This is a genomic window from Paraburkholderia sp. GAS333 (assembly GCF_050435665.1).
GTDB classification, from domain to species: Bacteria; Pseudomonadota; Gammaproteobacteria; order Burkholderiales; family Burkholderiaceae; genus Paraburkholderia; species Paraburkholderia fungorum_A.
Genome location: NZ_JBNDKS010000003.1, coordinates 102,865 through 115,075, shown reverse-complemented (window position 1 = coordinate 115,075; position 12,211 = coordinate 102,865). Strand labels below are relative to the sequence as shown.

12 protein-coding genes are annotated in these 12,211 nt (G+C 62.3%); 9 read left to right on the top strand and 3 right to left on the bottom strand.

The window, feature by feature from the left end; all coding sequences use genetic code 11:
• Positions 1-24: 24 nt before the first annotated feature.
• On the bottom strand, positions 25-414 hold the full coding sequence (locus ABH945_RS16340) for a response regulator (RefSeq protein WP_074769334.1): 390 nt from the start codon (positions 412-414) through the stop codon (positions 25-27).
• A gap of 295 nt (positions 415-709) precedes the next feature.
• Here ABH945_RS16340 and ABH945_RS16335 point away from each other — a divergent pair, with 295 nt between their 5' ends.
• From ABH945_RS16335 to ABH945_RS16325, 3 genes are all read left to right on the top strand, one after another.
• A complete protein-coding gene (locus ABH945_RS16335) occupies positions 710-1,462 on the top strand; it encodes an SDR family NAD(P)-dependent oxidoreductase (RefSeq protein WP_074769332.1) in 753 nt (250 codons plus the stop codon).
• 291 nt (positions 1,463-1,753) lie between these two features.
• Entirely contained in the window at positions 1,754-2,932 is a 1,179-nt protein-coding gene (gene rhmD / locus ABH945_RS16330; RefSeq protein WP_429251182.1) for an L-rhamnonate dehydratase, read from the top strand.
• Positions 2,933-3,008: 76 nt separating this feature from the next.
• Complete coding sequence (locus ABH945_RS16325; RefSeq protein ID WP_429251181.1) at positions 3,009-3,791, top strand: SDR family NAD(P)-dependent oxidoreductase; 783 nt, start codon at positions 3,009-3,011, stop codon at positions 3,789-3,791.
• A 15-nt stretch (positions 3,792-3,806) separates the two neighbouring features.
• On the opposite strand, the gene ABH945_RS16320 is transcribed toward ABH945_RS16325, so the two are convergent.
• Entirely contained in the window at positions 3,807-4,805 is a 999-nt protein-coding gene (locus ABH945_RS16320) for a LysR family transcriptional regulator (protein ID WP_429251180.1), read from the bottom strand.
• Between the two features lie 138 nt (positions 4,806-4,943).
• Between ABH945_RS16320 and rhaM the strand changes: the two genes are divergently transcribed.
• From rhaM to rhaS, 6 genes are all read left to right on the top strand, one after another.
• Complete coding sequence (gene rhaM, locus ABH945_RS16315; protein WP_429251179.1) at positions 4,944-5,267, top strand: L-rhamnose mutarotase; 324 nt, start codon at positions 4,944-4,946, stop codon at positions 5,265-5,267.
• An 80-nt stretch (positions 5,268-5,347) separates the two neighbouring features.
• Entirely contained in the window at positions 5,348-6,241 is an 894-nt protein-coding gene (locus tag ABH945_RS16310) for an amidohydrolase family protein (protein WP_429251178.1), read from the top strand.
• A gap of 66 nt (positions 6,242-6,307) precedes the next feature.
• A complete protein-coding gene (locus ABH945_RS16305; RefSeq protein ID WP_074769320.1) occupies positions 6,308-7,837 on the top strand; it encodes a sugar ABC transporter ATP-binding protein in 1,530 nt (509 codons plus the stop codon).
• Positions 7,834-8,892 carry an ABC transporter permease gene (locus ABH945_RS16300; RefSeq protein WP_429251177.1) on the top strand — a complete coding sequence of 353 codons (1,059 nt, stop codon included), beginning with the start codon at positions 7,834-7,836 and terminating at the stop codon, positions 8,890-8,892. Before ABH945_RS16305 ends, ABH945_RS16300 begins: the two co-directional genes overlap by 4 nt.
• Entirely contained in the window at positions 8,885-9,901 is a 1,017-nt protein-coding gene (locus ABH945_RS16295) for an ABC transporter permease (protein ID WP_429251176.1), read from the top strand. Before ABH945_RS16300 ends, ABH945_RS16295 begins: the two co-directional genes overlap by 8 nt.
• A gap of 89 nt (positions 9,902-9,990) precedes the next feature.
• Positions 9,991-10,998: a rhamnose ABC transporter substrate-binding protein gene (gene rhaS / locus ABH945_RS16290; RefSeq protein WP_074769314.1), complete on the top strand. Its 1,008-nt coding sequence runs from the start codon at positions 9,991-9,993 to the stop codon at positions 10,996-10,998.
• Between the two features lie 59 nt (positions 10,999-11,057).
• Here rhaS and ABH945_RS16285 read toward each other — a convergent pair whose 3' ends face one another.
• Entirely contained in the window at positions 11,058-12,206 is a 1,149-nt protein-coding gene (locus ABH945_RS16285) for a CmpA/NrtA family ABC transporter substrate-binding protein (protein WP_429251175.1), read from the bottom strand.
• Between the last annotated feature and the right edge of the window lie 5 nt (positions 12,207-12,211).

Genomic DNA, 12,211 nt, shown 5'->3' with positions numbered 1-12,211 from the left:
TACGGGTTGTTTCGATGTGTCTGGCTACGTCGCGCCGCCGTGCTGCATTTGCCGATGCGTGGCGTGATCGGCCAGCAGTCGCCGCATGGTCGTGAGCAGCATGGCCCCGTCTACCGGCTTGCGAAGGAACCCGTCATAACTGATGAAGGCCGGCGGGCTCGGTTCTCCCGACACCAGAATGAAGACGACGTCCGCCAGCCCAGGCAGATTGCGCAGTCGATGACAGAGTTCGCTACCCGACATGACCGGCATGCGCCAGTCGGCAACGACGATGTCGGCAGGGGAGTCGATGAACATCGCCAACGCGGATTGACCGTCGTTTGCGATTCTTGTTTCGAAACCGTCAGCCGTGCAGCTTGCGCTCCATGCAGCGAGAGCTTCCGGGTCGTCGTCTACGAGTAGTACGCTTGCCATGCCAGATTTCCCGATTACCAATATTGGGTTTGGCAATCGGAGGCCGGCCAAGTTCAAGCCAAAGTTCAGACCAGACTTCAAGCGGGCGTTTATTGTTGCGTCGCCGTCATTCCCTCGACTCGCTATCCGGCAAAACTCCCCCGGCCATCCCGATCCGCTTTTGTTATCACCCCCTCCAATACTCGAATTGTTACCACATCGCCCCGCCCGTATATTGGCAGCAACCTTGTAGTCACAGCAGCATCACAACAACTTACAGAGGCACGCCGCTCGGGCGGCCCACAGGAGCACAGCGATGAATCGGATCGATCTGGAGGGGCGCGTAGTCGCCATTACGGGCGGCGCGCGCGGTATCGGCTACGCGGTGGCGCAACGCGCGTTGAAGTCGGGCGCATCGGTGGCCTTATGGGACGTCGACAGCGAGCGTCTCGCGCGCAGCCAGGCCGAGCTTGCCGAACTGGGCAAGGTGACGGCCGTCACGGTCGAGTTGACTCAGGAAGCCGCCGTCGCGCAGGCCGCTAGTCAGACCGTCGCCGATCACGGTGCGATCGACGTGCTGGTCAATTGCGCCGGCATCACCGGCGGCAACGGCACGACGTGGGAGCTGGAGCCCGATATGTGGCGCCGCGTGATCGACGTCAATCTGATCGGACCGTATCTCACCTGCCGCGCCGTGGTGCCGCAAATGCTCAAGCAGGGCTATGGCCGGATCGTCAATATCGCGTCGGTGGCGGGCAAGGAAGGCAATCCGAACGCGTCGCACTACAGCGCTTCGAAGGCGGGTCTGATCGGGCTGACCAAATCGCTCGGTAAAGAACTCGCGACGAAGAACATTCTCGTCAATGCAGTCACGCCGGCTGCGGCCAAAACCGAAATCTTCGATTCGATGTCGCAGCAGCACATCGACTACATGCTCTCGAAGATTCCGATGAACCGCTTCCTGTTGCCGGAAGAAGCGGCGTCGCTGATTCTCTGGCTGTCGTCCGAAGACTGCGCGTTCAGCACCGGCTCGGTGTTCGATCTGTCAGGCGGACGGGCGACTTACTGAGTCGCGGTGGCGTAAGCGGGTATCGAATACAAGAAAGGTGAAGCACGTCACGCGTGCTTCGCGAAGGAGACGACATGAATTTGCACGCCTGGCGCGAGCAAGGCGGTGTGTCGCGCGTTGGCGCGGCGTCCGTGAGCGAAACCCTTCGTATTCGTCGTGTTCGTGATCCGCAGCGCTGCTGTTTCGAGACGCCGTCTGACCGGCAAACAATCTTTCCAGAACTTATTGCATCGCGCCCGCGAGGCGCATTGTCGACTGCACGTTCGACGCATCCCTAACGGAGCCCTTTTCATGGCCATGCCTACTATCCGGCACGTGCGTGCCTTCATCGTCCGCGGCGGCGGGGCGGATTATCACGATCAACCCGGTGGACACTGGATCGACGATCACATCGCCACGCCGATGGCGCGTTATCCCGAGTATCGCCAGAGCCGTCAGTCGTTCGGTATCAACGTGCTGGGCACGCTGGTCGTCGAGATCGAGGCGAGCGACGGCACGGTCGGGTTCGCGGTGACGACGGGCGGCGAGATCGGCGCGTTCATCGTCGAGAAACATCTGGCGCGCTTTCTCGAAGGACAACTCGTCACCGACATCGAGAAGATGTGGGACCAGATGTACTTCTCCACGCTGTACTACGGCCGCAAAGGCGTGGTGCTGAATACGATTTCGGGCGTCGATCTCGCGCTGTGGGATCTGCTCGCGAAGGTGCGCAAGGAGCCGGTGTATCAGCTATTGGGCGGCCCGGTGCGCGACGAACTTATCTTCTACGCGACCGGCGCGCGGCCCGATCTCGCGAAGGAGATGGGGTTTATCGGCGGGAAATTGCCGTTGCAGCATGGACCGGCTGAAGGCGAAGCGGGTCTGAAGAAGAATCTGGAAAAACTCGCGGACATGCGCAACCGCGTCGGCGACGACTTCTGGCTGATGTACGACTGCTGGATGAGTCTCGATGTGCCGTACGCCACGAAGCTCGCGCAGGGTGCGCACGAATACGGCCTGAAGTGGATCGAAGAATGCCTGCCGCCCGACGACTACTGGGGTTACGCCGAACTGCGCCGCAACGTGCCACGCGGCATGATGGTGTCCACCGGAGAACACGAGGCGACACGTTGGGGCTTCCGCATGCTGCTGGAGATGCAGTGCTGCGATCTGATTCAACCCGATGTGGGCTGGTGCGGCGGCATCACCGAACTGATCAAGATCTCGGCACTCGCCGATGCTCACAATGTGATGGTTGTGCCGCACGGTTCGTCGGTCTATAGCTATCACTTCGTCGTCACACGGCACAACTCGCCGTTCTCCGAGTTCCTGATGATGGCGCCGAAAGCCGACGAAGTCGTGCCGATGTTCACGCCGCTTCTGCTCGACGAACCGGTGCCGGTGAATGGAAAAATGAAAGTGCCGGACACGCCGGGATTCGGCGTGCGGTTGAATCCGGAATGCGCGTTGGTGCGGCCTTATCCGCGTTGATTTTCGCGGCGCGCATCGAATCGATGTTCGTACCGCTTTCAATCAGTATTGGTGTTGACCTGCAAAGGAGAATGACGTGCTGCTCAAGGACAAGGTCGTGATCGTCACAGGTGGTTCGCGCGGTATCGGCCGTGCGATTGCCGTCGCGTGCGCCGCCGAAGGGGCGGACGTGGCGATCAACTACTGGGGCGATAACGACGCATCCTATGGACGCCGTTCGGCCGTTGAAGAAGTGGTCGGCGAAATCGAGGCGCTGGGGCGGCGCGTGATCGCGGTCGAAGGCAATGTTGCTGCCCGCGAAACGGGCCAGGAACTCGTGCGTCATACGGTCGACGCATTTGGCAAAGTGGACGTGCTCGCGAGCAATGCCGGCATCTGTCCGTTCCATGCGTTTCTCGACATGCCGCCGGAAGTGCTGGAATCGACGGTGGCGGTCAATCTGAACGGCGCTTTTTATGTCACGCAAGCCGCCGCGCAGCAGATGAAAAAGCAGGGAACAGGTGGCGCGATTGTGGCGACGAGTTCGATTAGCGCACTGGTGGGCGGCGGCATGCAAACGCACTACACGCCGACCAAAGCAGGCGTGCATTCGCTGATGCAGTCGTGCGCGGTGGCGCTGGGACCGTATGGCATCCGCTGCAATTCGGTGATGCCGGGCACGATCGCCACCGACCTGAACGCTGAAGATCTCGCGGATGAAGCGAAGAAAGCGTACTTCGAAAAACGCATTCCGCTAGGCCGTCTCGGCCGCCCGGAAGACGTGGCCGAGTGCGTCGTGTTTCTCGCCTCGGACCGCGCGCGCTATGTCACCGGCGCGGCGTTGCTGGTCGACGGCGGTCTGTTCGTCAACCTGCAATAACGTGCAATGCCGAGTTCAATGCACCGGAGCCGGCACGACCCGCAAGTCCGGTTCGGGCGTGGCGGAATCGTCGCGCGTGAGCTTGCGCGAGAAACCGCGCAACAGGTCGATGAAACGCAGCGCGGGTTCAGCGAGCGTTTCTCCCTTGCGCGTCAGAATGCCGAAGCCCGCGAGGCTCTTGCCGATTTCAAGCGGCAACGCGACCAGCAGCTTGCCGCGCAAGTGATCGCGCACCACCGACTCGGGCAGCATCGCCACCGCATCGTAATTTTCGAGCAGTTGCAGCGTGGCGAAAATCGACGCGCATTCGGTCAGGTTCACCGGCGTGGCGAGTCCATCGCGCGCAAGTTCTTCTTCGAACAGCACGCGCGCCGGACTGGTGACGGGCTGCGCCACCCACGGCCAGTCGATCAGTTCGCGCAATGTAATGCGCGAGCGCTGCGCCAGCGGATGCACCGAGCGCACGACCAGCAGCAGGGTTTCGCGCGCGAGCGGCTCGAAGCTGAAATCGTTGTGCTGCAGCGGACTGGTCAGCCGCCCGAGCGCCAGATCGATCTCGCGGCGATGCAGCAATTGCACGACCTGGTCGCTGGTTTCGCCGAGAATGCGCACGTTCAGCAACGGGCTTTCGGTTTTCAACGCGGCCACGGACATGGCGAGCAGATCGGGCGCGGCGCCCATGATCGCGCCGACCGTCAATTGCCCGTGACCGCCGCGCCGCTTGACGTCGAGATCTTCGGCGAAACGGGTCAACTCGGTCAGCGAGCGGCGGGCGTAAGCAAGGGTGACGACACCGAGCGGCGTGGGCGTCATGCCGCGCGCGTTGCGCTCGAACAGCAGGAAGCCGAACGCTTCTTCGATATCGCCGAGCATGCGGCTCGCGCTGGGCTGGGCGACGTTGACGGCTTCGGCGGCCTGGTGGAGATTGCGCGTGTCGTCGAGTGCGACGAGCAGCGCGAGGTGCTTGAACTTGAGCCGATTGACGAGTGCGACGGCAGCGGAATGTTGGCTCATGGATGCGGTGCGATTCGGTTTGTGGATCGCCCAATCCCAACAACGGATTGAGATGCTATCGACGCAGGAATTATAGTCGCATCAGACGCTTCTAAGTTTCACAGGAAAGCGCCCGGATACGACGGGAGACAGGCCGCAATGGAGACAATCGCTTTCCGCATGGTGCTCAACCCCGGCATGCGCGAGGAATACGAACGACGTCACGCGCAAATCTGGCCCGAGCTGGTTGATGCGCTGCACAACGCAGGGGTGCGCGACTACCGGATCTTCTTCGACCCGGATTCCAACTATCTTTTCGCCGTGCTGACGCGCGCCTCCAGTCACACCATGGAGGAATTGCCGCAACTCGACGTGATGCGCAAATGGTGGGATCACATGGCCGACATCATGCACACGGCGCCGGATCACACGCCGCTTCAGCAAGCGCTGGAGCCGGTCTTTCATCTGAATTCGCTAAGTTGACGGCTGTCGCCCTTGCACGGGTTTATACCGGTTCGAGTTGATTGACTTCGAAGTGACTTTCACTGGACGGAGAGTGTTGCATGCAGGTTGTCGATTCACATATCCATCTGTGGGATCTGAAGACGCATCGTTATCCGTGGCTCGAAAATCCGGACGTGTCGTTCGTCGGCGATGCGCGCGATCTGAAGCATGACTACCTGCTCGACGATCTGCTGCGCGAAGCCGGCGATATCGAGGTGCTGAAACTGGTGCACGTCGAAGCGAATTACGATCCCGCCGATCCGGTTGGAGAAACGCGCTGGCTGCAGTCCATCGCGGATCGCAGCGAATCGCGCGGCATGCCGAACGCGATCGTGGCCGGTGTGGATCTGTCGTCGCCGAATGCGCCTGCGTTGCTCGAAGCGCACGCGTCGTTCGCAAATACGCGCGGCATCCGCCAGATTCTGAATGTGCACGACGACAAGCTGTTCGATTACGTTGGCCGTCATTTCATGCGCGAGCCGCAATGGCGTGAGCACTTCGCGTTGCTGCGCCGTCATGACATGTCGTTCGATCTGCAACTGTATCCGTCGCAAATGGAAGAGGCGACCGCGTTGGCGCGCGCCCATCCCGACACGCTGCTGATCGTCAATCACGCGGGCATGTTCGTGGATCGCAATAGCGTCGCCGGTTATCGCGCCTGGCGTGACGGGTTGCGCCTGCTGGCAGGCTGCGAAAACGTGGTCGTGAAAATCAGCGGGCTTGCGATGTTCGATCATCGATGGACGGTGGAAAGTCTGCGGCCTTATGTGCTCGAAACGATCGATACGTTCGGCGTCGGGCGCGCGATGTTCGCGTCGAACTTTCCGGTCGATCGTCTGTTCGGCTCTTATACGGATGTGTGGCACGCGTATGCGGCGATCGTCGACGGTGCGAGCACGAGTGAAAAAGAGGCGCTGTTTCGCCGCAATGCGGAGCGTTACTACCGGATCTGACTGCGGGCGACCAACTCGTGCTTAGCAGGTAGTAATCAGAATCGCGAATAAAGAAGGAGACAGGCAGTGCAGCAGACAACATCCGCAGTGCCACGGCTCGAACTACGGCATGCGAGCAAATCATTCGGCCGCGTGCGTGCTTTATCGGACGGCGACCTCGCGCTGTGGCCTGGCGAAGTTCACGCATTGCTCGGCGAGAACGGCGCGGGCAAGTCGACACTCGTGAAGATTCTCGCGGGCGTGCATCAACCGGACGGCGGCGAATTGCTGGTGAACGGCACGGCACGCCGTTTCGCGACACCCGCGGAAGCACGCGATGCAGGTCTCGCGGTGATCTATCAGGAACCGACGCTGTTCTTCGATCTGTCGATTGCCGAGAACATTTTCATGGGACGCCAGCCGGTCGACCGGATCGGCCGGATTCAATACGACGCGATGCGCCGCGAGGTGGATGGCCTGCTCGCGTCGCTCGGCGTCGATCTGCGCGCGGATCAACTGGTGCGCGGGTTGTCGATCGCCGATCAGCAGGTGATCGAAATTGCGAAGGCGTTGTCGCTGAACGCGAACGTGCTGATCATGGACGAACCAACGGCGGCTCTTTCTCTACCCGAGGTCGAGCGGCTGTTCGCCATCGTGCGCAAACTGCGCGAGCGCGATGTCGCGATTCTGTTCATCACGCACCGGCTCGACGAAGTATTCGCACTGACACAACGCGTGACGATCATGCGCGACGGGGCCAAGGTTTTCGACGGACTCACCGTCGATCTCACGACCGAATCGATCGTCGCGAAAATGGTCGGACGCGATCTGGAAACGTTCTATCCGAAAGCTGACCGGCCGCCTGGCGAAGTGCGTCTGTCCGTGCGGAATCTGACGCGGATCGGCGTATTCAAAGATATTTCCTTCGACGTGCGCGCGGGAGAAATCGTCGCGCTGGCGGGGCTGGTCGGCGCAGGGCGCAGCGAAGTCGCACGCGCGATCTTCGGCATCGATCCGCTCGACTCGGGCGAAGTGTGGCTCGCCGGCGCAAAGATGACGACTGGACGACCCGCCGCCGCAGTGCGTGCGGGTCTCGCGCTGGTGCCGGAAGACCGGCGTCAACAAGGGCTGGCGCTGGAGTTGAGCATCGCGCGCAATGCGTCGATGACCGTGCTCGGACGGCTGGTCAGGCACGGCCTCATTTCCACGCGCAGCGAGACGCAACTCGCGAATCAGTGGGGCACGCGTCTGCGGCTGAAAGCGGGCGATCCGAATGCGCCGGTCGGCACGCTGTCGGGCGGCAACCAGCAGAAAGTGGTGCTCGGCAAATGGCTCGCCACCGGGCCGAAGGTGCTGATCATCGACGAACCCACGCGCGGTATCGACGTGGGCGCCAAGGCCGAGGTCTATAGCGCGCTCGCCGAACTGGTGCGCGAAGGCATGGCCGTGCTGATGATCTCGAGCGAATTGCCGGAAGTCCTCGGCATGGCCGACCGTGTGCTGGTGATGCACGAAGGCCGTATCAGCGCGGATATAGCGCGCGCCGAAGCCGACGAGGAGCGCATCATGGGCGCCGCGCTCGGTCAACCGCTTCCACCGTTGGGACACGCCGCATGATGCGCCATTCTTCAACTCATCCCGCACCGGTGCAGCCGCCGCTGCCCAAGCGCACCGCCAGCACGCCGGGCGGCTTCGTCGCCGGTCTCGCGAAAAGCCGCGAGACGACGCTGTTCGTCGTGCTGATTCTGCTGATCGTCGGCACCGGGCTCGCGAAGCCGCAGTTCCTGAATCTGCAGAATCTGCGTGACGTATTGCTCAATGTGTCGATCATCAGCTTGCTGACGGCAGGCATGACGGTCGTGATCCTGATGCGGCATATCGATCTGTCGGTGGGTTCGACGGTCGGTATCAGCGCGTACGCGGTCGGCAGTCTGTACGTTGCGTTCCCGCATATGCCGGTGCTCGTCGCGCTGCTGGCCGGACTCGCGATCGGTCTCGTCGCGGGCGGCATCAACGCGGTGCTGGTTGCGGTGGGGCGCGTGCCGTCGCTGGTCGCGACGCTCTCCACGCTCTACATCTTCCGTGGCGCGGATTACGCGTGGGTTCACGGCGGCCAGATCAACGCGACCAGTCTGCCCGACGCGTATTCACATCTCGCCACCGGCACGTTGCTCGGTATTCCGAATCTCGCGCTGATCGCCATCGTCGTTCTGCTCGGCCTGGCCTTCTATCTGAAGCAGTTCCGCGCGGGTCGCGAACACTACGCGATCGGCTCGAATCCCGAGGCTGCGCGTCTTGCCGGTGTGAACGTCGAGCGTCGCGTGATGTCGGGTTTTTTGCTGTCCGGCGCGATTGCCGGGTTCGCGGGCGCGTTGTGGCTCGCCCGTTTCGGCACCGTCGACGCGAGCACCGCCAAGGGCATCGAATTGCAGGTGGTCGCCGCGGCCGTGGTCGGCAGTGTCGCGATTACGGGGGGCGTGGGCACGATTCTGGGTGCGACGCTCGGCGCGCTGGTGCTCGGCGTGATCAGCATTGCGCTGGTCGTGCTGCACGTATCGCCTTTCTGGGAGCAGGCCATTCAGGGTGCGCTGATCGTCGCCGCGATCACCGCCGATACCCTGCTGGCCCGCTCCGTCGCCAAACGCATGATGAGGAAACGCGATCATGGCTAAACCCGATTCCGCGCTGCTGACGCGCAAACGCGAAACACCGTTGCAATGGGAAGTGCTGCTTGTCATCGTGCTGGTGTTGTCGCTCGTACTTGGACGCGTGCTGTCGCCGGTATTTCTGACGGGCGCGAATCTGAGCAACGTATTGGCCGATCTGACCGAAATCGCGCTGATGGCGTTGCCGATGACCTTGATCATCGTCGCCGCTGAAATCGATCTTTCGGTGGCGTCGGTACTGGGGGCATCGAGTGCGTTGATGGGCGTGCTCTGGCACATGGGCTTGCCGATGCCGGTCGTGATCGTGCTGGTCGTGATTGCCGGCGCGCTGGCAGGGCTGCTCAACGGCCTCGTGATCGTCAAGCTGAATCTGCCTTCGCTTGCCGTCACGATCGGTACGCTCGCGCTGTTTCGCGGCCTCGCCTATGTGCTGCTCGGCGATCAGGCCGTCGCGGACTTCCCGGCCGGATACACCGCGTTCGGCATGGACACGCTCGGCGCGAGCTTCATTCCGCTGCCGTTTGTGATCGTGATCGTCGGCGCGGTGGTGTTCACCGTGCTGTTGCAGTCCACCGCGTTCGGCCGCAGCCTCTATGCGATTGGCGCGAATCCGACCGCCGCCGCTTTCTCCGGCATCGAAGTGGCGAAGATCCGCTTGCGTCTGTTCGTGCTGTCCGGCGCGATGAGCGCATTGGCCGGTGTCGTCTACACGCTGCGCTTCACCAGCGCGCGCGGCGATAACGGCGAGGGCTTCGAACTGTCGGTGATCGCGGCGGTGCTGTTCGGCGGCGTGAGTATTTTCGGCGGACGCGGTTCGATGATCGGCGTGCTGCTGTCGCTGCTGATCATCGGCGTGCTGAAAAACGCGCTGACGCTCGACGACGTATCGAGCGAAACGCTGACCGTCGTCACCGGCGTGCTGCTGCTCGCGTCGGTGCTGATCCCGAACCTGGTGGCCCGCTGGCGTGCTGCACGCGACCGGCGTTTCATCGCGAAGTCCGCTGCTTCTTCCTAACGATGTCTTGAGAGTTGTTCACGAAAAGAAAGTCCAACGACTGATAACCCGGACACCACCACGTCCAACAACAAAGCAGGAGACGCAACATGTTCAAACCTCTACGTCACACCGGCAAGGCCGCGCTTTGCGTCGCACTGATCGCGATGAGTTGCGCCGCATCCGCCGCCGATCTGAAGAGCGGCCTGAAAATCGCCTTCGTGCCGAAGCAGATCAACAACCCGTACGAAGTGATCGCCGACGACGGCGGCATGGCCGCGATCAAGGAATTCGGCGGCGTGGGCAAGGTGGTGGGGCCGTCGGATGCGGGCGCGTCGTCGCAGGTGCAATACATCAACACGCTGATCACGCAGCATCAGGACGCGATCGTAATTGCCGCGAACGATGCGAACGCGGTCGTGCCGTATCTGAAGAAGGCGATGGGTCAGGGCATCAAGGTCGTCACGTTCGACTCGGACACCGCGCCTGAAGGCCGTCAACTGTTCGTCAATCAGGCGAACGCGGAAGGCATTGGACGCGGCCAGGTGCAACTCGTCGCGAAGCTGATGGGCGGCGAGGGCGAGTTCGCGGTGTTGTCGGCGACGCCGAACGCGACCAACCAGAACACGTGGATCAAGTGGATGCAGGAGGAGTTGAAGAAGCCGGAGTACTCGAAGATCAAGCTCGTGAAGATCGCCTACGGTAACGACGACGACCAGAAGTCGTTCGTTGAAACGCAGGGTCTGCTGCAGGCGTATCCGAACCTGAAGGCGATCGTCGCGCCGACCACCGTCGGTATCGCGGCCGCGGCGCGCTATATCTCGACGTCGTCGAGCAAGGGCAAGGTCGCGGTGACCGGTCTCGGCACGCCGAACCAGATGCGCGCGTTCGTCAAGAACGGCACCGTGACGGCGTTCCAGTTGTGGGATCCGAACCAGCTCGGCTATCTCGCGGCGTATGCGGCGGCCGCGCTGGCATCGGGCAAGATCACGGGTAAGGAAGGCGAGTCGTTCGATGCGGGCAAGCTCGGCAAGCGCACGATCGGGCCGCAAGGCGAAATCATCCTCGGACCGCCGACCACATTCGACGCAAGCAATATCGACAACTTCAACTTCTAAACGCGAACGCTGCGCGCGATGCGTCACAAGCCCCGGGCAATGAAATGCCCGGGGCTTTTTTATCGGCGGATCGTGAAGTGCTTTGCGTAATCGGCGGACTGCGTGCCGCTGCCCCAGACCTCTCCATCGATCAGCGTCCGCGTCACATCATCGCCCGGCACCGCGACGTTCACGCGAGCGGCGGCGTCGCGATACAACTGCGTCTGGTTGATCCGGGCGGCGATCTGCGCGTAATCCGTGCGGGCGTCGATCATGCCCCAGCGTTCGAATTGCGTGAGAAACCACGCGCCTTCGAACGGATGCGGATAGTTCACCGCGCCGCCGTCGAAGAAACGGACCGGCAGACCTGTTTCGACATCGGCGCCTAATCTTTCTGCAATCAGCGCCTCATCAATACCGATGTAATCAGGCCGCGCGAGCCACCGCGCGATCTCCTCGCGATGCCCCGCGCCATCCAGCCAGCGGCACGCTTCGAGCATTGTCTGAACGAGGGCGCGCGTGGTATTCGGATTCGCGTCGACGAAATCGCGCCGCGCCGCCAGCACCTTCTCGGGATGCTCGGGCCAGATATCGCTGGTCAGCGCGACGGTCCGGCCGACCCCTTGCGCCTCGGCCAGCGCATTCCACGGCTCGCCGACACACAGGCCGTCGAGCTTGTCGTCGGCGAGCGCGGCGACCATTTGCGGCGGCGGAATCGCCACGCTTTCAACCTCGCGCAACGGATCGACCCCTTGCGACGCGAGCCAGTACTGCAGCCACATCGCATGCGTGCCGGTCGGGAACGTCTGCGCGAACACCGGCTTTCGACCGAGCGTGCCGAGCGCTTTGCGCAATGTGCCGTGTTCGGCGAGTGCATCCGTGAGACGGGTGGACAGCGTGATCGCCTGGCCGTTGCGGTTGAGGACCATCAGCACGGCCATGTCGGTTCGAGGTCCACCGAGACCGAGTTGCACGCCATAGACGAGGCCGTACAGCGCGTGGGCCGCATCGAGATCGCCAGACAGCAGTTTGTCGCGCACGGCGGCCCACGACGGCTGACGGCATAACTCGAGCGTCAATCCATGCGCGTGACCGAATTCAAGCAGCTTCGCGGCGACCAGCGGCGCGGCGTCGGACAGCGCGACGAAACCGAGCCGCAAATGGGTCTTCTCGAGCGGCCCCGAGGAAGACGACGCGACAGACGACGCAGCGGAAGTGGAAGAGTTCATAAGCG